The organism is Micromonospora sp. NBC_00389 (assembly GCF_036059255.1).
GTDB lineage: Bacteria > Actinomycetota > Actinomycetes > Mycobacteriales > Micromonosporaceae > Micromonospora.
Genome location: NZ_CP107947.1, coordinates 1389215 through 1410950 on the forward strand (window position 1 = coordinate 1389215; position 21736 = coordinate 1410950).

At 72.4% G+C, this 21736-nt stretch carries 22 protein-coding genes; 9 read left to right on the top strand and 13 right to left on the bottom strand.

Going from position 1 to position 21736, the window contains the following annotated elements; genetic code table 11:
• Window positions 1-47: 47 nt before the first annotated feature.
• Window positions 48-2318: a glycosyltransferase family 39 protein gene (locus tag OG470_RS06625; protein ID WP_328421779.1), complete on the top strand. Its 2271-nt coding sequence runs from the start codon at window positions 48-50 to the stop codon at window positions 2316-2318.
• A gap of 211 nt (window positions 2319-2529) precedes the next feature.
• The gene (locus tag OG470_RS06630; protein WP_328421781.1) at window positions 2530-4131 is read left to right on the top strand and encodes a ricin-type beta-trefoil lectin domain protein; all 1602 of its coding nucleotides are present in this window, start codon (window positions 2530-2532) and stop codon (window positions 4129-4131) included.
• Between the two features lie 59 nt (window positions 4132-4190).
• On the opposite strand, the gene OG470_RS06635 is transcribed toward OG470_RS06630, so the two are convergent.
• The 7 genes from OG470_RS06635 to OG470_RS06665 form a co-directional block, all read right to left on the bottom strand.
• Window positions 4191-4787 (bottom strand): hypothetical protein, encoded by a 597-nt coding sequence (locus tag OG470_RS06635; RefSeq protein WP_328421783.1) that lies wholly within the window; start codon window positions 4785-4787, stop codon window positions 4191-4193.
• 56 nt (window positions 4788-4843) lie between these two features.
• Window positions 4844-6328 (bottom strand): sensor histidine kinase, encoded by a 1485-nt coding sequence (locus OG470_RS06640; RefSeq protein ID WP_328421785.1) that lies wholly within the window; start codon window positions 6326-6328, stop codon window positions 4844-4846.
• Entirely contained in the window at window positions 6321-7013 is a 693-nt protein-coding gene (locus OG470_RS06645) for a response regulator transcription factor (protein ID WP_328421787.1), read from the bottom strand. The genes OG470_RS06640 and OG470_RS06645 overlap by 8 nt, the downstream gene beginning before the upstream one ends.
• Window positions 7014-7116: 103 nt before the next feature.
• Window positions 7117-7629 (bottom strand): hypothetical protein, encoded by a 513-nt coding sequence (locus OG470_RS06650; protein ID WP_328426171.1) that lies wholly within the window; start codon window positions 7627-7629, stop codon window positions 7117-7119.
• A gap of 144 nt (window positions 7630-7773) precedes the next feature.
• Window positions 7774-8706: a DUF1906 domain-containing protein gene (locus OG470_RS06655; RefSeq protein WP_328421789.1), complete on the bottom strand. Its 933-nt coding sequence runs from the start codon at window positions 8704-8706 to the stop codon at window positions 7774-7776.
• Between the two features lie 117 nt (window positions 8707-8823).
• Complete coding sequence (locus OG470_RS06660; protein ID WP_328421791.1) at window positions 8824-9825, bottom strand: aminoglycoside phosphotransferase family protein; 1002 nt, start codon at window positions 9823-9825, stop codon at window positions 8824-8826.
• Window positions 9826-9896: 71 nt separating this feature from the next.
• Window positions 9897-11069, bottom strand: a complete 1173-nt coding sequence (locus OG470_RS06665; RefSeq protein WP_328421793.1) for a thiolase family protein — start codon at window positions 11067-11069, stop codon at window positions 9897-9899.
• 145 nt (window positions 11070-11214) lie between these two features.
• Here OG470_RS06665 and OG470_RS06670 point away from each other — a divergent pair, with 145 nt between their 5' ends.
• Window positions 11215-11643 (top strand): PH domain-containing protein, encoded by a 429-nt coding sequence (locus OG470_RS06670; protein ID WP_328421795.1) that lies wholly within the window; start codon window positions 11215-11217, stop codon window positions 11641-11643.
• Window positions 11644-11672: 29 nt separating this feature from the next.
• On the opposite strand, the gene OG470_RS06675 is transcribed toward OG470_RS06670, so the two are convergent.
• Window positions 11673-12587, bottom strand: a complete 915-nt coding sequence (locus OG470_RS06675) for a rhomboid family intramembrane serine protease (protein ID WP_328421797.1) — start codon at window positions 12585-12587, stop codon at window positions 11673-11675.
• A gap of 100 nt (window positions 12588-12687) precedes the next feature.
• Window positions 12688-13218: a peptidylprolyl isomerase gene (locus OG470_RS06680; RefSeq protein WP_328421799.1), complete on the bottom strand. Its 531-nt coding sequence runs from the start codon at window positions 13216-13218 to the stop codon at window positions 12688-12690.
• An 84-nt stretch (window positions 13219-13302) separates the two neighbouring features.
• Here OG470_RS06680 and OG470_RS06685 point away from each other — a divergent pair, with 84 nt between their 5' ends.
• Window positions 13303-14073 carry a hypothetical protein gene (locus tag OG470_RS06685; RefSeq protein ID WP_328421801.1) on the top strand — a complete coding sequence of 257 codons (771 nt, stop codon included), beginning with the start codon at window positions 13303-13305 and terminating at the stop codon, window positions 14071-14073.
• A 98-nt stretch (window positions 14074-14171) separates the two neighbouring features.
• Here the strand turns inward: OG470_RS06685 and corA are convergent, their stop codons facing one another.
• From corA to OG470_RS06705, 4 genes are all read right to left on the bottom strand, one after another.
• Window positions 14172-15317, bottom strand: coding sequence for a magnesium/cobalt transporter CorA (gene corA, locus OG470_RS06690; protein WP_328421803.1), 1146 nt, complete (start codon window positions 15315-15317; stop codon window positions 14172-14174).
• A 320-nt stretch (window positions 15318-15637) separates the two neighbouring features.
• The gene (locus OG470_RS06695; RefSeq protein ID WP_328421805.1) at window positions 15638-16732 is read right to left on the bottom strand and encodes an aminotransferase-like domain-containing protein; all 1095 of its coding nucleotides are present in this window, start codon (window positions 16730-16732) and stop codon (window positions 15638-15640) included.
• A gap of 106 nt (window positions 16733-16838) precedes the next feature.
• Complete coding sequence (locus OG470_RS06700) at window positions 16839-17297, bottom strand: ester cyclase (RefSeq protein ID WP_328421807.1); 459 nt, start codon at window positions 17295-17297, stop codon at window positions 16839-16841.
• Window positions 17298-17399: 102 nt separating this feature from the next.
• On the bottom strand, window positions 17400-17792 hold the full coding sequence (locus tag OG470_RS06705) for a CBS domain-containing protein (protein WP_328421809.1): 393 nt from the start codon (window positions 17790-17792) through the stop codon (window positions 17400-17402).
• A gap of 114 nt (window positions 17793-17906) precedes the next feature.
• On the opposite strand from OG470_RS06705, the gene OG470_RS06710 reads away from it, so the two are divergent.
• The 5 genes from OG470_RS06710 (at window position 17907) to OG470_RS06730 (ending at window position 21683) form a co-directional block, all read left to right on the top strand.
• Window positions 17907-18356 (top strand): NUDIX hydrolase, encoded by a 450-nt coding sequence (locus tag OG470_RS06710; RefSeq protein WP_328421811.1) that lies wholly within the window; start codon window positions 17907-17909, stop codon window positions 18354-18356.
• Window positions 18353-19120 (top strand): hypothetical protein, encoded by a 768-nt coding sequence (locus OG470_RS06715; protein WP_328421814.1) that lies wholly within the window; start codon window positions 18353-18355, stop codon window positions 19118-19120. Before OG470_RS06710 ends, OG470_RS06715 begins: the two co-directional genes overlap by 4 nt.
• A 79-nt stretch (window positions 19121-19199) precedes the next feature.
• The gene (locus OG470_RS06720) at window positions 19200-19931 is read left to right on the top strand and encodes a phosphocholine cytidylyltransferase family protein (RefSeq protein WP_328421816.1); all 732 of its coding nucleotides are present in this window, start codon (window positions 19200-19202) and stop codon (window positions 19929-19931) included.
• Window positions 19919-20986 carry an iron-containing alcohol dehydrogenase family protein gene (locus OG470_RS06725; RefSeq protein ID WP_328421818.1) on the top strand — a complete coding sequence of 356 codons (1068 nt, stop codon included), beginning with the start codon at window positions 19919-19921 and terminating at the stop codon, window positions 20984-20986. The genes OG470_RS06720 and OG470_RS06725 overlap by 13 nt, the downstream gene beginning before the upstream one ends.
• Window positions 20961-21683, top strand: coding sequence for a CDP-alcohol phosphatidyltransferase family protein (locus tag OG470_RS06730; RefSeq protein WP_328421820.1), 723 nt, complete (start codon window positions 20961-20963; stop codon window positions 21681-21683). Before OG470_RS06725 ends, OG470_RS06730 begins: the two co-directional genes overlap by 26 nt.
• Window positions 21684-21736 lie beyond the last annotated feature (53 nt).

Genomic DNA, 21736 nt, shown 5'->3' on the forward strand with positions numbered 1-21736 from the left:
GGACGGGCGGCGTGGCGGGTCCAGCGGCATGGTGTTTACTTCCCGCCATGTCGGCTGCCGGCTCTCTGCTCGCGGTGGTGCCAGCCGCCGCGGTGCTCCTGCTCACCGTCGCGACGAGGCCGGGCGGGGTCGGCGCGGTGGCACCGCTACGGCTCGCCGTGCTGCGCGCCGCCCTGCTCACAGGCGCGTACGCGGTGCTCGTCGTCGAGTTGCTCGGCGCGCTGCACGCGCTGACCCGGCCAGCGTTCGTCGCCGCCTGGCTGCTCTTCCTGGCCGCCGCGGCGACGGCAGCCGGACTGCGGCGACGCCGGATGACCCAGCTCGCGCAGCCGCCGGCTGCGGCACCCCGTCAGGTGCCGGTCGGCGCCGGGGTACCCGCCGCCGCCGGTCTGGAGGCACCCGCCCCGGTCACGGAGGGCGGTGAGGCCGGGCGCGGCCCCGCGCCGGTCCGGGTCGATCGGACGCCCGCCGGCCTGCTCGCCACGGCGATCGACGCCTGGCGTACGGCGGGTCGCGGCGAGCGGCTGCTCGCCGGCGCGGTCGGCGGGCTGGTGCTGGTGGAGCTGCTGGTCGCACTGCTGGCCGAGCCGAACAACTTCGACTCGCAGACGTACCACCTGCCCAAGGTGGAGCACTGGGTGGCCCAGGGCGACCTGGACTTCTGGCCCACCGCCATCCACCGGCAGGTGACCATCCCGCCCGGGGCCGAGTATCTGCTGCTGCACCTGCGCCTACTCACCGGTGGGGACCAGCTGTACAACCTGGTGCAGTGGGCGGCCGGGGTGGTCTGCCTGCTGGTGGCCGCCCGGATCACCGCGCAGCTCGGCGGCGGCCGACGAGCCCAGTTGATCACCGCGTTCGTGCTGGCCAGCACGCCCATGGTGGTGCTACAGGCGACGAGCACGCAGACCGACCTGGTCTGCGCGGCGTGGGTGGCCTGCGCCGCGACCCTGGTGCTGGACGGGCTGCGCCGGCGCACCGGCTGGGGCACCCTGCTGGGGCTGGGCGCGGCCACCGGGCTGACCGCGGTGACCAAGACCAGCGGCCTGGTCGCGGTCGGCCCGCTGCTGGTGCTCTGGGGGTTGGCCCAGCTGCGACTGGCCCTGACCGACACCGCCACACCGACCGATACGACAGCGGCCGACGCGGCACCCGGTGGGGTGCGGCGGTCCCGGCCGGCTGGCGGGGTGGCCCGCACGGTCGGCGCTTCGGTGCTGATCCTGCTGGTCGCGGCCGTGGTGGTCGGTCCGTTCCTGGCCCGGGTGACGGCCGAGTTCGGGCACCCGCTGGGACCGCCCCGACTGCGCGAGTCGATTCCGATGGAACGGCACGATCCGCCGTCGATCCTGGTCAACGCGCTGCGGATCGGGCACACGGCGTTCGACACGCCGCTGGCACCGCTACGCCACGCCGGCGCCGAGGCGATCATCGGTGGCGCGGAGGCGATCGGGGTCGACCCGCAGGACCGGGCCATCACCTTCGGCCGGGAGGTCTTTCCCGAGCCCGCCTGGTACCCGGACGAGGACCGGGTGGCGTTCCCGATCGCCGGGGCGCTGGCGCTGATCGGCGCGGCGGTCGCGCTCGCCCGGCCGCGCCGGATCGACCCCGGGCAGGCCGGGCCGCTGCGCGGGTACGCGGTGGTGGTGCTGGCCACCGTGCTGCTGCACACCTCGATGATCAAATGGCAGCCGTGGGGCAACCGACTGCTCCTCTACGCCCTGGTCCTCGCCGTACCGCTGGCCGGGCTCTGGCTGGACGCGCTCTTCCGCCGCCACTCCGTCGCGGCAACCGGCATGCCGGGCACCGCGGCCGGCACGGCTGGCGCGACCCGGGCCGGGATGACTGGCGGCGGGCGTCGGTCGGTGGCCACGTTGGCGGCGGTCACCGTGCTGGCCACCTCCGCGCTGGCCGGGGTGCTGGCGCTGTCGTACGGCTTCCCGCGCAGGCTGGTCGGTGCGGGCTCGGTCTTCACCACCTCGGACTGGGACACCCGGTTCCTGCGTCGCCCCCAGTGGGCCGACGAGTTCCGCTGGGCCGCTGCGTCGGTCCGCGACAGCGGTGCGCACCGGATCGGGCTGGTGCAGCAGAACGACAACTGGGAGTACCCGTGGTGGCTGCTGCTGCGGCAGCCGGACGGACGCTCACCGGAGTTGGTGGCGTTGCAGTCCGTGCTGCCAGAACGACCGCCGGCCGACCCCACCTCGGTGGAGGCGATCGTCTGCACCGGCAGCCAGCCTGCGTGCGCCAAGCTGGTGCCGGCCGGCTGGCGGCTGGAGTTCCGCGGTTACGTCGGCTACGCGCTGCCGCCCGGTCGCTGACCAGACGGACCTACACCGACCGCCCGGCGAGGACAGCACCAGACCGGGCCGACAGCCCTCCGACCGCTCGCCGCACCGCCCGGATCGTCCGATCCGGGCGGTTCTGCATCCGTCGCGTAAGGATCCGAAGGGTATTCACATCCGTTGATCGGCACGTTACCTTCTGGTAACTCAATCGACGTCCGGCGATTGAGCCGAAAGGAGTGCGTCGATGCCTGCAACCCCCGCCAGGCCCGAACGCGCGGCCCGACGACGGGCCCTCACCGTCGCCGTCGCCGTCGCCGCTCTCGTCCTGCCGATGCTCGCCGGCCCGGCCGCCCCCGCGGCCGCCGCCGACCGGCCGACCGTCCAGCCTCTCCCCGCCAACCTCGAGTCCATCCGAGCCGCCGAGGCGACCGCCCTCTACGGCAGCCCGGCGATCCGCCCGATCGAACAACGCCGCACCGCGCAGATCACCATGGGTGACAGCCAGATCTCCGGCGAGGGGGTCGGCAACTACATACCCAGCACCCACCAGGACGGCAACTGGTGCGACCGCTCGTACGACCAGGCGGTGTTCCGCACCGGCATCCAGTCGGACGCGAGGTACAACATTGCCTGCTCCGGTGCCACTCCGTGGAACCTGATCGCCGGCGGCCCCACCCAGCACAACGAGCTGAACCAGGGCGACTACCTGGGGATCAAGGCGCGCAACATGCACGTGAAGCTGATCTGGGTGGTGGTCGGCGCGAACGGCGACGGGACCATCCAGTTCGGCCCGGTCGCCACCGACTGCGCGGTCAGCAGGGTCTTCCTCCAGGGCTCCTGCTACGCCACCTACACCGACCAGTGGACGATCCGCACCGACGGCAGCCGCCGAGCGGTGGCCGACGCCCTCACCGACATCCGGCAGACCATGACCAAGGCCGGCTACCTGCGCTCGGACTACGAGCTGGTGCTCATGTCATACCCCAGCCCGGCCAGCCCGGACGTGGAGGACAACCCGAACTTCCCCGGCTGGTACGCCGGCGGCTGCCTGCTCTACCTGGCCGACGCCGCGTTCGCCCGGAACAAGGCGGTGCCGTTGTTCGAGTCGGCGCTGCGCGCGGCGGCCGCCCAGACCGGCACCCGCTATCTGGACGCCAGCCGGCTCTTCCACGGCCACGAGGTGTGCACCGACAACACCTCGGTCCGCGGCCTCCACATCGAGATCGGGGTCTGGAACGAGAACGCCGCCCGGCAGTCGTTCCACCCCAACGCGCGCGGGCACGGCATGTTCGCCCAGTGCATCACCCAGTTCTGGAACTCCGGGCAGCAACAGGCGACCTGCGTCGACCCGGCCAGCACGGGCAGCGGCGTGCTCTACTCCGGCCTGCTGCAGTTCAAGCAGTTGCGCAACCTGGCCACCAACACCTGCATCGATGGCAAGGGCTACGACTCCCGCAACGGCACCGCCCAGCAGTCGTACGGCTGCCACGGCGGGCGCAACCAGGGCTTCTGGTACGACTCGACCAAGCGGTCACTGCACTCGGAGCTCTCCCACGACCGGTGCCTCGACGTCGCCAGCGGATCGATGACCGCCGGTACTGCGGTCAACATCTACAACTGCAACGGCAGCGCCGCCCAGCAGTTCGCCTTCGCCGGCAACCAGCTCAAGCCGGCCAGCGCCAGCAACCTCTGCGTGGCGTTCGACAGCCCGTCGTCGGGCACTCCCCGGCTGCGGTTGGCCACCTGCTCCACCAGCACCCGACAGCAGTGGTCGTTCGAGGCCCGGACCGCCGCCAACCCGGTCGGCTACGGTCACGACGACTTCATCGGCTCCCGCGTCTACTGACCAGCCGCTGAAAGGAAGGGCCCCTTGTCAACGCCCGGCGCTGACAAGGGGCCCTTCCATCACTTGGCGCGGGGGATGAGGATCAGCCGGGCCACGCCCTTGTCGCCGTCCTTCGCGCCGGCAACGCCGAGCGTCGTACCGACCTTGACCTCGCTCGGCTGCACCGTGGTCCGCCGCTCGACGACCCGCAGGTCGTCACCGAAGGTCCAGGTCATGGTGAAGCCGTCGGTGGACTTCACGGTCATCGAGTCGCCGTCGATCGCGGTCACCTCGCCGCGCTGCACGGCCACGGTGCGCGTACCGCCTTCCTTCGTCTGCACCACCGCCTCGCCGTGCAGGGTGTTCTTCCGCAGCAGCACGCGGGCCTGGCGGCGCTTGCGCCACTCCTCGCCGCGCTTCTGCCGCGCCTTCTCCGCCGCACTGGGGGAGGCGCCGGGCGTCGGGGTGGCCGGCGCGGCGACGGTCTGCACGTCCAGGTCGTTGGCGTCGAAGCCCATCGCGGCCAGCGCCTGGCCCTCCACACCCATGGCCGCGGCCACCTCGACGGCCGCCTCCCGGGCGGGTTGGCTGGCCACCTCCGCCGCGCCGCAGCCGCTGACACCGAGCGCGACCACCGCGAGCAACGACGTGGTGGCGACGAATCCCCAACGTGGCATGACTCTCCCTCTCGTCCGTGAAGACCTCAGCCTGCCCCGCGACCACGAGCGGAGCATCAGGCCGATGTTCGGGTCCGGTAAGGATCTCCGGGCAGTCGGACCGTGAAGGCCGCGCCACCCTCCGGCGCGTGGCCCGCGACGATCTCCCCGCCCAGCCGGCGGACCAGCCCGGCGGCCAGCGCCAGCCCCAGACCGCTGCCCACCTTGCGCACCCCCCGGTACCGCTGGTGCAGCGCACCCCGCTCGAACGCCACCGCCAGGTCGTCGTCGGTGAAGCCGGGTCCGCCGTCGCGGACCTCCAGCACGCCGCCGGCAGCCGGGTCCGCGCCGGCCGGCCGGACCGCGAGCACCACCGGCGCTCCCGGGGGTACGACCCGCAGCGCGTTCTCCAGCAGCCCGTCCACCACCTGCCGGATCCGCCCCGGATCGGTGTACGCCGGCACCGGCCCGCCCGGCGTCTCCACCCGGAACGGCACCCCCACCGCCGCGCACCGGCCCGACCAGGTCGGCTCGGCGTCGACGGCCAGCCGGGCAAGGTCCACCGGCACCGGTTCCAGCGGGAAGTCGGCGGCCTCCAACCGGGCCAGCGCCAGCAGATCGCCGATCAACCGGTCCAGGTGCTGGGCCTCGGCCAGCACCGTCCGGCCGGTGTCGGCCGTGCCCTCCGCGCCGATCACCCCGTCGGCCAGCGCCTCGGCGTACCCCCGGATCGCGGTCAACGGGGTCCGCAGCTCGTGCGAGACGGAGAGCAGGAACTCCCGCTGCCGTCCCTCGCTGGTGGCCAGCGCGGCGGCCAACCCGTTCAACGCCTCGGCCAGATCGGCGACCTCGTCCGGCGACTCGACCGGTACCCGGACGGCGCGGTCCCCGGCGCGCAGCCGAGCGGCGGCGGTGGCCGCGACGCGGATCGGCCGGGCCAACCGTCGGGCCAGCAGCAGCCCGGCCACCACGCCAGCGGCGAGCCCGGCCAGCAACGGCAACCAGAGGCTGAGCAGCACCTGCCGCCACAGCCCGGTCGTCGAGGCGCGGGAGAGCACCACCCCGTTGCCGCCGGGCAGCGCCCGGCCCTCGACCAGCGCGCGTCGGCCGTTCACCGGGCGGCGAACCGACACGTTGCGGCCCTGCTCGATCCGCTGCACCACCCGGGGCGGCAGGCCCGGTCGGTCGACCGTCCCCCGCCGGATCAGGTACGCGTCGATGCCCTGGTTACGCAGTTGCTGGATAAGGCGCTCCTCGTCGGCGCCGCGGCCCCGGTCCAGCCGTGTCCGCAGCACCTCGGCGGCGAGCCGGGCCTGCGCGGCGAGCGCCTCCTGATCGCGTCGCTCCGCGCCCCGGATCGCCAGCGGCACCGCGACGATCGCGGTGACCAGCACCGACACCAGCGCCACCGCACAGGTGACCAGGACCGCCCGGGCGGTCAGCGTCCGGCCGAACCGGCTGCGCCGAGGTGCGGCCGGCGGACGAACGTCGACCACCGGCAGCGCCACTGTCGGCGACTCCGGGTGCGCTGCGGGCTGCTGCCGGCCGGCGTGGTCAGGCATCGACCGCGTACCCCACTCCCCGGTGGGTCCGGATCACGCTGGCCGGGCCGAGCTTCGCCCGTACCTGCGCGACGTGCACGTCGACGGTGCGGGTGCCGGCGTGCGCGGCGTACCCCCATACCCCGGCCAGCAACTCCTCCCGGGTGAAGACCCGGCCGGGCCGGGCCATCAGATGAGCCAGCAGGTCGAACTCGGTGGAGGTGAGCTGCACCGGGGCACCCGCGGCGGTGACCGTCCGGCGGGCCGGGTCGAGGGTCACCGGGCCGACGACGCGCGGCCGGTCCGCCCCCTCCGGGCCGCCGGCCGAGCGGCGCAGCACCGCGCGCACCCGGGCGACCAACTCCCGCGGACTGAACGGCTTGGTGACGTAGTCGTCGGCGCCCAACTCCAGGCCGACGATCCGGTCCACCTCGTCGTCCCGTGCGGTGAGGAAGATGACCGGAGTCCAGTCGCCGGCCTCGCGCAACCGGCGGCAGACCTCGGTGCCCGGCAGGCCGGGCAGGGCGATGTCCAGGACGCAGGCCACCGGGCGCAGCCGGCGGGCGGCGCTCAGGCCGCCCTCGCCGTCCCGCTCCAGGTGGACGCCGAACCCGTCGCGGGTCAGGTAGAGCCGGACCAGGTCAGCGATGGCCGGCTCGTCCTCCACCACGAGGACGAGCCCGCGGTGCGGCGGTTCGACGGTCACCGGCCCATGATTGCCGACCCGACGGGCTCAGCGCGATCGGTGCGTGTTCGAGTTCGGTAAAGGCGATGCAAGGCCCGTCGCGGGCCTGGGGACCGGCGGGGCGTCAGCGCGCCACGACGGGGCGGAACACACTGGGCCGCGCGGTGGCCGCCGCGTCGCCGATGGTGGCGACGATCCGCTCGCGGGGAGTCCGCAGGCGGGTACGGAAGGCGTGGTTGAGCAGTGCGTCGAGCTGCCACACCCGCTTCGGGTGGGTGGTGTGGATCACGAATCGCTCCCGGATCCCGTCGATCGCGGTGGCGGCCAACTCGACCGAGCGCAGCCGCGGGTCCGGGCTCCAGGTGACGTTGCTCAGCTCGCGTAGCTCGGTGTTGAGGTGCAGACGCAGCCGGTGCAGCAGCCGGGTCTGCTGGGTCACCACCAGCCGGCGGTGGGTGAGCAGCAGAAGATAGTCGCCGGTGACCGGGCGGTCGGGGCGGCTGCAACGGGTGACCAGGATGGTGGCGTCACCGGAGCCGACGCAGCGCCGGAAGACCGGCATATGCCGGCTCAGGGTCTGCACGGCCAGGCCAGCCTCAGCGGCGGCCGGGAGGAACGTTCGGGAGAAGACGTCCATGACCTGCCCAACGACCTCCCCGGTGAGAGTGACGTGGGTCACGGCTGATTTTTGGAACTTCCACGTTCCGGGTCGCACCGGCTGTCCGACATCGGGCCGGCCCGGGTACGGCGACCGCCCCGAAGGTGGGACTGCCGGCCTCCGTCAGCGGGTCGGCGGCCGCGTGCTGAGCCGTTGGAGAATCCTGGGCAGCTCTCGGAAAAGCCTCGACCGCGACCAACTCGGCTGGAGCCGGGGCGGCTGCCGGAGATCGAGGTAGTTGCTGTCGATGTTGATCCGCACCCCGCCCCAGGTCTCGTGGTGGTCGCCCTGGTACTGCTTCATCCGCTGGCCGGGCATCCAGTACGACGCCGGCAGCGCGCTGTCCGACACCGTCTGGACGCCGTCCCAGCGGGCAAAGTCGATCATGTCAGGGCGGGCGTGCCCCGGCCGCTGGTAAGCCGCAACCTGATCCGGCAACCCCGCCGAGGCGACATTCGTGTAGAAGCCGGAGTAGAACTTCTGCTCGTGCAGCCGGGTGGTCCACGCGCTCACGAAGGAGTTGACCGCCTCGGTGCAGGCGGCGTTCCCGGCCGGGTAGCGCTCCATGTCGAGCGTGATCGTGCTGCCAAGGGACAGACCGAGGCTGCGGGCGTTGCGGACAGCGTCGTCAGCCGCCTCACGGCCCTGAAGCGCAGCCCGCGCCGGATCGATCTTCCGCTGGTACGTCGAGCAGGGTGCCTGCAGGCCGACGTAGAGCGGGAAGATCCGCCAGCCCGCCGCCTGCTGGGTCGCCACCCAACCCGGGGTCAGGTTGGGCTGGGCACAGCCCCGGTTGACGCCGCCGATGTAGATGCCGACCGCTCGGTACGGCGACTGCAGCCACGCCTTCATGGCCGCGTTCGACGGGGCGGCGCAGGTGTCAAAGCCCAGCCCGGTGAAGGTCCCCGGCTGTGGCCCGTCGTAGACGGCAGCGGCCCGCGCCGGTCGAGCGGTGCCGGTCAGCGCGGCACCCACGGCGAGCACCACGACCGCCAGCACGGCGAGAACACGGTGGGTGCCACGAGGCGGGCCGAACCGAGGAAGGCTGATGGTCACGTGTCTACCGATCTGATGTGGACGGTGGGCGGGCCGGCGCCAAATCCTGCCCGCTCGGCCGGCCGCCTGTCCAGAGCGGTACCCGGATGAACGGACGCCAGGACTGCCGGCACAGCCTCAGACCGGATCGGATTCCAGCAGCTCCTCCAACCAGCCAGGGACCGCGTCGGCGTACTCCGCGCGGGCCGGGTCGGGAGTGTCCAGGGCGCGCCGCCAGGAGAGCGACCGGCTCACCGCGCCCACGCTCACCGCGAGGCCGGCGGCCTCGACCAGGGTCCGGCGGTCGTACCGGTCGGTCCACGCCTCCAGATAGGCGTCGCGCAACCGGGCCAGCCGGGCGTCGTCGGCCGACAGTTCGGTGGCGTACCGGACGGAGCGCAGCGTCACCAGCAGCGTGCCGAACGGGTGCGCCACCGAGGCGTCGCCCCAGTCGAAGTAGCGGTACCCGGCCGGGCCGGCGAAGACGTTGCCGTCGTGCAGGTCGTCGTGCTGCACGGTGGCCGGGATGCCGAAGTCGGCGAGCCGGCGACACCGCTCCGCGTACGCCGGCAGCTCCGCCCGCAGCCGCTCGTACGTCTCCGGGCTGAGCCCGCCCTCGCCGCCGATCCGCAGCGACTCGCGATCGTCGAGCAGCTCGGCGAGCAGCCCGGGCAGCACCTCGGGGCGATGATCCGGAACGCCGAGCGCGATCAGCTCGTCGGCCCGGGGCACGGTGGCCAGTTGAAGCGCCGCATACCCGGGCAGCGCCCGCTCCCAGTGCGCCAGGTCCCGGTCCCGGCCCAGCACCTCGCGCAGCGACTCTCCGCCGTCCGGCAGCAGCGACCAGCCCTGGTCGGGGTCCAACGCGATCGGCGCCAGCACCCGCTCGGGCGCCAGCCGGGCCAGCTCCGCGATCAGGACCGCCTCGTGCGCCGTACCCGGGTTGTTGGCCTTGAACCAGACCGGCCCGCCGTCGGTCGGCACCCGCCAGACCAGCGACCACGGCCGCACCCGAGGCTCCACCGGCCCGGTCACCCGCCGGCCGGCCCGGCTCAGCTGCCCGTCGACCCAGGACCGTGCCCGCACCTGCCACTGCTCGCCGGACCAGTCGGGCGCGTGCTTGTCGGCTGTCGTCGTCACGGTGCGCACCCTAGGCGGCCCAGCCGGGCCGGGGCGAGACGTTTTCCCGGAAGCCTTCCCGGGAGCGGGTGTCAGAGCAGCTCGACGATGGTGGCGTTGGCCATGCCGCCACCCTCGCACATGGTCTGCAGGCCGTAGCGGATCCCGTTGTCCCGCATGTGCTGGAGCATCGTGGTCATGATCCGGGCACCGGAGCCACCGAGCGGATGACCGAGGGCGATGGCCCCGCCGCGCGGGTTGAGCCGCTCCGGGTCCGCCTCGGTCTCCGCCAGCCAGGCCAGCGGCACCGGGGCGAACGCCTCGTTCACCTCGTACACCCCGATCTCCTCGATGCCCAGCCCCGCGCGGCGCAGCGCCTTCGCGGTCGCCGGGATCGGCGCGGTGAGCATGGTGACCGGGTCGTCGGCGGCGACCACGGCGGTGTGGATCCGGGCCAGCGGCCGCAGGCCGTGCCGGCTGGCCCACTCGCCGGTGGTGACCGCGAGCGCCGCGGCGCCGTCGGAGATCTGGGACGCGGACCCGGCGGTCACCACCCCGTCGGCACGGAACGGGGTGGCCAGCTCACCGAGCTTTTCCAGGGAGGTGTCCCGGCGGATGCCCTCGTCGGCGGCGAACTTGCCGCCGTCACCGAGCGGCACCGGCGCCAGCTCCGGGTCGAAAGCGCCAGCGTCCTGCGCGGCGGCCGCCTTCTCGTGGCTGGCCAGCGCGAACTCGTCCAGCTGGGTACGCGAGAAGCGCCACCGGCGGGCGATCAGCTCGGCCCCGACCCCCTGGTTGAACGGCAGCGGCGCGTCGTCGGCGAAGCCCTCCACGCCCCGGTAGCGGTCCCGGAGCTGGTCGCTGAACGGCATGCCGCCCGCCACGCTGGAGCCCATCGGCACCCGGGTCATCGACTCCACCCCGCCAGCGACCACCAGATCGGCCTGGCCGGAGAGGACCGTCGCAGCGGCGAAGTGCAGCGCCTGCTGGCTGGAGCCGCACTGCCGGTCCAGCGTGGTGCCGGGGACCGTCTCGGGCCAGCCGGCGGCGAGCACGCCGTTGCGGGCGATGTTCCACGACTGCTCGCCGACCTGGGAGACACAGCCCCAGAAGACGTCGTCGACCTGCGTCGGGTCGAGGCCGGTGCGCTCGGCGAGGGCGCGCAGCACGTGCGCCGAGAGGTCGACCGGGTGGACACCGGCGAGGCTGCCCTTGCGCCGACCGACCGGGGTGCGTACCGCGCCGACGATGACCGCGTCACTCATGTTTACTCCCCGGTAACCTGGGCTGCCCCGATCCTACGTCGTCCGTGGACCGACCGTCCCGCCCCGGTCCCGTCCGCCCCATCCGTGCCGACTCGGCGGCCCGGGCCGACGCGGTCCCAGCGGTCGACGCTGGCATGCTGATCGGATGGATGCCGAAGCTCCCCTGATCCGGCAGTGGCGGGTGCCGACGAGCGTGCCGCTGGCGAAACTGGCCGGCGCGGTCGTCCTCGTGGCGCTCGGCCTGCTCTTCGCCGAGGGCGACCCGGTGCAGCTGACGGTGATCGGGCTGGTCGCCGCCGGGCTGGCCGGCTGGGCACTGCGCGACCTGCTGGCGCCGGTCCGACTCGCGGTCGACCCGGCCGGCGTGGTCGTCACCCAGGGCTTCGCCGGCCGTCGCCTGCTGCCCTGGGCCACGGTCGAGCGGATCACCGTGGACCGCCGACCCCGGCTCGGGCTGACCACCGAACATCTGGAGATCGACGCCGGGGAGTCGCTGCACCTGTTCAGCCGGTACGACCTGGGGGCCGCCCCGGACGACGTGGCCGAGGCGCTCCAGGCCGCCCGGCCGACGTGACCGCCCGGCGCGGCGGCTGACCCGACCGGTCAGCCGGCGAGCAGTTGCGCGGTCCGGAACAGGACCAGACCGAGCAGGATCAGCAGGATGACCGCGCCGCCGCCGGCCTGCACCAAGGTGCGTCGGCCACGCGGTGCGTACGCGAGCACCAGGGCCATCGCCCCACCGACCACCAGGCCACCCAGGTGCCCGGGGATCGAGATGCCCGGCACGGTCAACGTGAACACCAGGTTGATCACCAGGATCGGGATCACCTGGGAGATGTCCCGGCCCATCTTGCGCTCGATGATGATCAGCGCGGCGAAGAGGCCGAAGACGGCGGTGGACGCGCCGGCCGTGGCCGAGTTCTGGGCGCTGAACAGGTAGGCGGCGACGTTACCGCCGAGGCCCGCGATCAGGTAGAGCGCGCCGAAGCGCAGCGGCCCGAGATTGGCCTCCAGCGACCGGCCGAGCACCCACAGAGCCCACATGTTGAGCAGCAGGTGGATCACGCCGTAGTGCAGGAACATCGCGGTGACCAGGCGGTACCACTGGCCATCGGCGACCCCACCGAGCGTGCCGTCGGGGAAGACCGCCAGCCCGAGCACCGAACCCCAGTTGGTCAGCGGCGTGCTGCCGCCCATCAGGCCGCCGAAGCCGGAGCCGCCCACCGCCGCGTCCCCACCCCGGTCGGAGGCGATGGAGAGCAGCATGAGCAGCACGTTCAGCGCGATCAGCGCCCTGGTGACGTAGCCGTGCCGGCCGGCGGCACCGCCACCGAAGGCGGTACGCGCCGGCCGGACGCTGCGACGTCCCTCATTGACGCACTCCGGGCACTGGTGCCCGACGGACGCCTCCCGCATGCAGTCCGGGCAGATCGGCCGGTCGCAGCGGGTGCACCGGACGTAGGTCTCCCGGCCGGGGTGCCGGTAGCAGACCGGGGCGGTCGGCGGCGACTCGCTCACCGGGCCAACCCTCCGTCCGCCACCGCGCGGTCCACCGGCGCCAGCCGGTGGGGTGCTCCGGAGCGCTCAATCATGCGAGCAAAGGTACCTCGCCGGCCGATCAGGCAGCAGACCGCTCGATCTCGACCCGCTCGATGACGACGTCCTGAAGCGGACGGTCGCTCGGGCCGGTCGGGGTGTTCGCGATCGAGTCGACGACCTTCACCGACTCCTCGTCGGCGACCTGGCCGAAGATGGTGTGCCGGTTGTTGAGGTGCGGCGTCGGGGACACGGTGATGAAGAACTGCGAACCGTTGGTGCCCGGTCCGGCGTTCGCCATCGCCAGCAGGTACGGCCGGTCGAAGCGCAGCTCCGGGTGGAACTCGTCGGCAAACTTGTAGCCCGGTCCACCCCGGCCGGTGCCGGTCGGGTCGCCCAGCTGGACCATGAAACCGCTGATCACCCGGTGCGAGATGGTCCCGTCGTAGTACGGACCGCTGCCCGGCTGACCGGTGCGCGGGTCGGTGTACTCCCGGTTGCCCTCGGCCAGGTCGATGAAGTTGCGGACCGTCTTCGGAGCGTGGTTCGGGAAGAGCTCCAGCCGGATCGGGCCAGCGTTGGTGTGCAAGGTGGCGTAGACAGCCTCGGCCACGGGTACTCCTCACTCGTTGGTCAGTTCCATGCGGATCCTCCCATGTGCCCGATCTGGCATCGCGGAGGCATCCGAAGGTGGAGGATGACGAAGGAACAACTCCCAGGAGGTAGGACCGTGTTTGGAATCGGGCGGCGTAAGTCCCAGGGGCAGCTGGCCAAGGCCGAGCTGAACCAGAGCATCGGCCACCTGGTGCAGGCAGCCAACCACGCCGCGAGGGGCGCTGGCGCGACGGTCGGACCGCGCGTCCAGGTGGCCCGAGGCTACGTCGGGCCGGCCGCGGCGAAGGTGCGCGACCGCGCGTCGACCGGCTGGGGGACGACACTCACCACGCTGGCACCGCTGGCCGCGGCAGCCCGTGACGGCGCCGCGCAGGCAGGGCCGATGACCAGGAAGGCCAGGTCGAAGAACATGCGGATTACCGGCAAGAAGAAGCAGCCGCGCCGTCGCGGCTCCATGATGACCGGCCTGCTGGCAGCGGGTGCCATCGCCGGCCTGGCCGGCGTGGTCGCCCTGCGCCGCCGCCGGGAGCAGCAGGAGTGGGCCGAGTACGACCCGGCCCGCACCCTGGAGCCGATGCGCGACGAGGTGGGCTCGATCGAGGTGCAGACCCCGTCGGCCGGCACCAAGGGGACCGACGGTTCCACCATGGCCGGGATGACCGGCGCCAGCAGTTCGGCCGTGCCCGGCAGCGACAGCGCCAGCACCACCGGGGCGGCCAAGCCGGGCAGCGTCCGGCCGACCGACAAGGTCCCCGCCGTCGCCGAGGGCGCCAAGGACGTCTCCGGGCGCCCGGCCGACGACCTCACCAAGGCGCTGGGCAAGGACACCGCCCGCACCAACGGGCGCCGCTGACCGCAACGGTCACGGAAAAGCGCCGGCGAGGCGGGGAGCACCCCGCACCGCCGGCGCTTCCGCGTCCGGGGGTCGTCCGGCGCCGCCGGGCCGGCCGGTCAGAGCCAGCCGTTGCGGCGGAACCAGCGGTAGAGGGCCAGGGAGACGCCGAGCATGAGAGCGAGTACGACGGGATAGCCGTACGTCATCTTCAGCTCGGGCATGTTGTCGAAATTCATCCCGTATATCCCGGCGATGGCGGTCCACACCGCGGCGATGCCGGCCCAGGCGGCGATCTTGCGCATGTCGTTGTTCTGGTCGACGGTGACCTGCGCCAGTCGCGCCTGCAGGATCGAGTTCAGCAGGTCGTCATACGAGTTGACTTGCTCGACCGTGCGGCTCAGGTGATCCTGCACGTCCCGGAAGTAGCGCCGGATCTCCTTGGGCACGTCCCGGTTGACCTGGGACGTCAGGGTCATCAGCGGCCGCTGCAGCGGGACCACCGCCCGCTTGAACTCCACCAGCTCACGCTTCATCTGGTAGATCCGCTGGATCCGGCCCCTGCCGTTGCGGTCGAAGACCTCGGCCTCCAGCACGTCCAGGTCATCCTCGACCTGGTCGGCGACCTCCAGGTAGAGGTCGACCACCCGGTCGGTCACCCCGTACGCCACCGCCCACGGGCCGTGGAGCAGCAACTCCTGCTTGGTCTCCAGGTCGGCACGGACCGGGGAGAGCCGGCAGGCGTCCCCGTGCCGGACGCTGATCAGGAAGTGCGGGCCGATGAAGAGCATCACCTGGCCGGTCTCCACGACCTCGGAGTTCTCGGTCAGCTCAGCGTGCTCGCAGTACCGGGCGGTGCGCAGCACCAGGAAGCTGACGTCGCCGAACCGCTCCAGCTTGGGACGCTGCTCGGCCTTCACCGCGTCCTCGACGGCAAGCTCGTGCAGACCGTAGGTCTCCGCGATGGCGGTCATCTCGGACAGCTCGGGCTGGTGCAACCCGATCCAGACGAAGCCGTGCTCCTCGCGGCGCGCCGCAGCCAGGGCATCCGCGTACGTCCAGTCGCCGGGTTGCCGCTTGCCGTCGATGTAGAGCGCGCAGTCGACCACGCCGCTACGACCGCTGCCGGTGGGGCTCGGCACGGGCGGTGAGCCGTCGGCGTTGAGGATCCGGGTCATCGCCCGGACCGGAGACGGCCACGCCCGGGGTCGTAGCACCCGGCCGGTGTTCAACGGCGCCCGGCCCCGCTCTTCCCGATCCGTCATCGCGTCACCTCCCCGCGCTCAGCTGCGGCTTGCAGGCTACGCCGGTTGCCGCGGAGAGCACGGGTGACGGCGGTCGCATGGGGGGGTGGCGCCGGGCGGGCCGGGCCGCATCGGGGGGTGCGGGGACGACACGGCCCACCCGGCGCCGGTGGGGGCGGGGGTTGTGCTGCACGCGTCATCCGGGTCAGCGGGGGTGGCCAGCAACGGGCGGTGATCTCCGCTACACCTGAGTGACGCTCGCAGCATTGTGAGCCGCCGGCCGCCCGGACGGGAGTCCCGGAACGGCCGGCATCGTCGTTTTGTCGGGAATCCGACAGAAATCAGCTGCGGACGGCCTCTACGGCCGCCGCCAGCCGGCGGACACCCTCGTCGATCCGATCGGCGGTCACCGCCGAGAAGGCCAGCCGCAGGGCGTGCTGCCCACCGTCCAACACGAAGTCGCTGCCCTTGACCACGGCGACCCCGCGCTCGGCCGCCGCCGGGGCGAGCCGGTCGACCAGCACGTCCTCCGGGAACTCCACCCAGAGGAAGTAGCCGCCGTCGGGCTCCACGAACCGAGCCTGCGGCAGGTGCCGGCGCAGCGACTCGGCGAGCACCTGGGCCCGCTCACCCAGCGCCGCCCGGACGGTCTCGATCGAGCGGTCGATCTCACCGGAGACACAGAACTGGTGCACGATCGCCTGGGACACCATGCCGGGCGAGATGTAGAGGCTGGTCGCGTTCCTGGCGATGTCCGCGATCAGGTCCGACGAGCCGACCAGGTACCCGACCCGCACGCCCGGGCAGACCGTCTTGGTGAAACTCGACGCGTGCACCACCACGTTGCGGGTGTCCAGCGAGAGCATCGACGGCAGCGCCTCACCACGGAACCGGATGTCCGCGTACGGGTCGTCCTCGAAGATGATGAACCCGTACTCGGCAGCCAGGTCGAGCAACTCCCGACGCTTCTCCAGGGAGAGCGTCACGCCGGCCGGGTTCTGGTAGTTCGGGATGATGTGCGCGAGCCGGGGCCGAACCCCGGACTCCAGCAGCTTGCGCAGCTCAGCGGTGTCCAGGCCGTCCGGCTGGACCGGGACGGCGTGCAGCTCACTGCCCATCCGCTGGAGGTTGAGCAGCGTCCGGTCGTACGTCGGGCGCTCCACCACGACCGCGTCGCCGGGGCGGACCAGGTGGTCGAAGAGGAACGCGTCGGCCTGGAGCGACCCGTTGGTGACCAGCACCTGGTCGGCCGCGACCCCGTGCTTCTCGGCGATCCACTTCCGCAGTGGTACATAGCCGACGGAGGTGCCGTAGGCCGTAATCCCGGCTGGGTCGGCGTCGAAGGCGCGGACGGCGGCGGCCTTGAGCCCCTCGACATCGACGATGTCCAGCGAGGGAGCCCCACGGGCGAAGGAGATCAGCTGCTCGGCGGTCATGGATGTTGAGCGTACGGGCGGCGACGGGGGGCGCGCGGACGGCACGGCGATGTCCGCATCCTGAGCCACCGGGTCGGGTGACCCGACTCCACCGGACGGCGACAGATCAGACCGGAAGGGCGAGCGAGTCGTGCTGCGCCGCCCGGGAAAGTCCCTCCAGCTGCACGCCGAGCGCGTCGAGGAGCTGACTCCAGTCGAAGTAGGACCGCCAGGCGACGATTCGCCCCCGGCGGGCCCGAACCACGTCGGCCACCTCCCAGCTCACCATGCGCCCGGTGGGCGCGACGGTGCCGAACGGCGTGTGCAGCGTGCCGGTCTGGGTGCCGGTCAGGCGCAGCTCAATGGCCGCGCCCCCGCCGGTGCGCACCGCGCCCAGCGGGTCGACCCGCAGGTCCGGGAAGGCGCCGGTCCAGGTCCGCAGCAGCGCGGGCAGCTCGATCGGGCGGACCGTTACACCCGGCATGGCGTAGAACGCCTCCGGGGCATAGAGATCCGGCAGTCGGGCAACGTCCCGACGCAGGAGCATGGCGTACTGCTGCTCGACCAGGAACTCCGCGTCGCGCATCAGGCCCTCCCCCACGGGCCACGGCGTCTCCGCGCCCGCAAGGGATCCCTACCCGTCGATCGGGACGGGCACACCTGCGCGCTGGAATCCGGGCATGCCCAGTCAGGTCGTGGCGACCGCCGTGCTTTCCGCCCAGACCCGCATGATGTCCCGGACGGAGATCACGCCGGCCACCTCGCGGCCGTCCAGCACCACCAGGTGCCGGAACCCGCCCCGGGCCATCGCGGCGGCCGCCTCGGCTACCGTCCACTCCGGCCCGGCGTAGACGACGTCCCAGGTCAGATGGGCGCCGGTGCGTTCCACGTCGCAGTCCAGGCCGGCACCGATGGCCTTCAACACGTCGCGTTCGGTCATGATCCCGATCCCCTCCGAGTCCGGATCGATCACGACCGCCGACCCGACACCGCGGGCCGACATCATCCGCGCCGCCTGGCGGAGCGTGTGCTCCGGACCGACGACGAGGACCTGGCTGGACATCGCTTCCCGTACCTGCATCACGCATCACCCCTTTGGGACGGTGGCATCCGGTACCGACATGGTGGTCCGTGGATGTTTCCTGGACAAGACCGGGCATCGTCGCGATTCCGGATCGCTCGCTACTGTCGAACGGTGTCCACCGACCCCCTGCGCTGCGCCGGCGCGCTGATCGTCGACCACGACGGCCGCATCTTCTTTCAGCGCCGATCGCCGCACCGACGCCTCTTTCCCAACTGTTGGGACATCGTCGGTGGCCATCTGGAACCGGGCGAGGAGATCGACGAGGCGCTCCGCCGGGAGATCACCGAGGAGACCGGCTGGATCCTGTCGCACGTTCTCGGCCCGGTGGGTGAGTACCACTACGTCGGCGACGACGGCCTGGCCCGGATCGAACACGACTTCCTGGTCCGGGTGGACGGCGACCTCGACCACCCGACGCTGGAGGCCGGCAAGCACACCGAGTGCCGCTGGCTGGCCGAGCACGAGGTGACCGTGCTGGACGAGAACCGCGACGTCAACGACGGGCTGATCCGGCGGATCGCGGAGGAGGGCTTCGCCGTCCTGCGGTCGATCGGTCTGTGAACACCGTCGACCTGGCGCCGCACCGGTTCGCCGGGCTGCTCGCCCCGGCTGTGGACCGGGTCTTCCGCGCCGGCATGCTGGCCGGCCGCGACGGTGGCGGCGCCGAGCTGAGCCAGCGGTACGGCGGAGTGGCGGCGACCGGCTTCCTGGTCGACCTGCGCACGCGGCTGGCCGCACCCGGTGGCACGGTCGACGGGCCGGGGTTCGCGGCGATCACCCGGTACCACGACCCGGTCACCTGCCAGCGGATCGTGGACAAACAGGTGGCGCACGGGATGCTCCACCGCGGCCCGGACGGCGCGCTCTCCGCCACCGAGCGGGGTACGGCCTTCCTCACCGAGCTGTACCAGGTGCACGCCGAGGTCACCGAGGAGCTGTGGGCGGGGCACGACGAGCGGGTGCCACGGCTGGTGGCGGCGCTCGGCCGGCTGCTGTCGTACGCCCTGGTGCTGGCCGACGAGGAGGGGGACCGGGGCGGGTCGGCCTTCGCCGCGATGGCGCCCCCGTACGAGCCGGACGGCACCCCGTCGGGCGTGCTGCTGCTCAACCGGCTCGGCACGCTGCGATACCACCGCGCCGACGCGCACGCCGCCGCCTGGGCTGCCGCCGGGCACACCGCGTCGAGCATCGCCGCCCTGCCGACCGGCCCCGAGCGGCTCGCCATCGAGCTGGAGACCGACCGACGGGCGGCCGGCCCGTACGCCATGCTCGGTGCGGAGGAGCGGCTGACCATGCTCGCCGACCTGGCGGCGTTCCCCGGCTGACCCGGTTGGCCGGAGCGGCGCGGCCACCCGGGGCTATCCTCCACCGGTGACGGGGAGCAGGACGAGGGAGGATGTCGGGATGATCGGGATGGTGCTCGCAGCCGGGGCCGGGCGCCGGCTGCGCCCGTACACCGACACGCTGCCCAAGGCGTTGGTGCCGGTGGACGGCGAGACGACGATCCTGGACATCGCGCTGGGCAACCTGGCCGAGGTCGGGCTCACCGACATCGTGATCGTGGTCGGCTACGCGGCGGACGCGGTCCGCGAGCGGCAGGTCGACCTGGAGAAGCGGTACGGGGTCACGCTCACCCTGGTCCACAACGACAAGGCCGAGGAGTGGAACAACGCCTACTCACTCTGGCTGGCCCGGGAGTACTTCGCGCGCGGGGTGCTGCTGGTCAACGGGGACACCGTGCACCCGGTGAGCGTGGAGAAGACTCTGCTCGCCGAGCGCGGGCCCGGCATCCTGCTCGCGGTGGACACCCTCAAGCCGCTGGCCGAGGAGGAGATGAAGACCACCTTCGACGCCGCCGGCCAGCTCACCCGGATCACCAAGATCATGGACCCGGGCGAGGCGTACGGGGAGTACATCGGTGCCACGCTGATCGAGCCGCAGGTCGCCGGCGCGCTCGCCGACGCGCTGGAGACCACCTGGCGGCGCGACCCGAACCTCTACTACGAGGACGGCTACCAGGAGTTCGCCGACCGGGGCGGGGAGGTGCGGGCGGCGCCGATCGGCGACGTCCCCTGGGTGGAGGTCGACAACCACGCCGACCTGGCCCGCGCGTGGGAGATCGCGTGCCGCTACTAGCCCGCACGGTCAACACTCCGCTGCTGATCGAGGTCCGGCGGGGTGCGGTGGCGGACCTGGGGCCGCTGTTGGCCGACCGGAGGATCTCCGCTGGCGGCGACGTGGCGGTGGTGGTCGGTCCCGGTCAGGGCGAGAAGATCGTCGAGCTGTGCCGGCCCAGCCTCGGGTCAGCCGACGTCTTCACCGTCGTCGGCGGCACCATCGACGCCGCGAACGAGCTCGGTGACCGGCTCCGGGCCCGCTCGTACGACGCGGTGATCGGCATCGGCGGTGGAAAGACCATCGACACCGCCAAGTACGCCGCCACCCGGTACGGCATGCCGATGGTGACCGTGGCGACCAGCCTGGCCAACGACGGCATCGCCTCACCCACCGCGTCACTCGATCATGAGGGCGGCAAGGGTTCCTACGGGGTGCACATCCCGATCGCGGTGATCGTCGACCTGGACTTCGTGGAGAACGGCCCGGACAGTCAGACCCAGGCGGGGATCGGCGACGCGGTCAGCAACGTGAGCGCCTGCGCGGACTGGGAGTTGGCGCACGAGGTCCGCGGCGAGCCGATCGACGGCCTCGCCATTACCCTGGCGCGGACCGGTGCCGAGGCGTTGATCAACCACCCCGGCAAGATCACGGACGACGCGTTCCTCACCACGCTGGCTGAGGCGTTGATCCTCGGCGGGATCGCCAGTTCGGTGTGCGGGTCGACCCGCCCGGCCAGCGGCGGCGACCACGAGATCTCCCACGCCATCGACCGGCTCTATCCCGGCACCGGCTCGCACGGCGAGCAGGTCGGGCTCGGCGCGCTCTTCTGCACCTTCCTCCGCGGGGACCCGGAGCGGTTCGGTCAACTAGCCCGTTGCCTGCACCGACACGGCCTCGCCACCGTTCCCGGCGATCTGGGGCTCACCGACGACCAGTTCATCGAGGCGGTGCAATTCGCCCCGCGCACCCGACCCGATCGGTACACCATCCTCGAACACCTGGCGCTGTCGCCTACCGAGACGCGGGAGCGGCTGGCAGACTACGCCGGTGCAATCCGCAACCAGCTTGGCTGACCCCCGTCCCACCGTCGCCGACTTCCACCGGGTGAACCGGGGCGGCGGCCTGTTCAGTGAGTCGATCAGCCAGTGGTTGGGGGCCGTCTTCGCGCTGGTCGCCCAGCGACTCGGGCTGCGCCCGACCGCGCTGACCCTCACCAACCTGGTGCTCGGGCTGGCCACCTCGGTCACCGTGGTGGCGCTCGCCGGTCCGGTCGCCGACGGCGACGTACCGGCCTGGGTGGTCGGCCTGCTCGCCCTGGTCGGCTGGCAGGTGGCGTACGCGCTGGACTGCGCAGACGGGCAACTGGCCCGGGTGACCGGCCAGCGCAGCGCAGCCGGCGCCCGGATCGACGTGCTCTGCGACGTGGCCGCGCAGATCGCCCTGGTGGCCGCGCTCGCCGCCACCGCGGTGGCGCAGGAGCCGTCGACGCCGACCTGGCTGGTGGCGACCTTCGCCGGCACCTGGATGGTCAACCTGGTCACCTCGGTGATGCAGTCCGGCCCGAACGCGGCCAGCATGGTCACCTCGACCTCACTGCCGGTCCGCCTGGTGAAGCTGGTCCGCGACTACGGCGCGGTGATCTTCGTGGCCGCCCTGGTGCTGGCCGTGGCCCCCGCGCTGGTCCTCTGGGTGATCATCGCGTTCACCATCGTGAACGGCGGCTTCCTGCTCGCCAGCATCGCCTTCTCCGCCCGCGCCTCCCTGCGCTGACCCCCACCGCCCCACGCCCCGCACCGCCATGGTGCGAGCGCCTCGGCAAGATC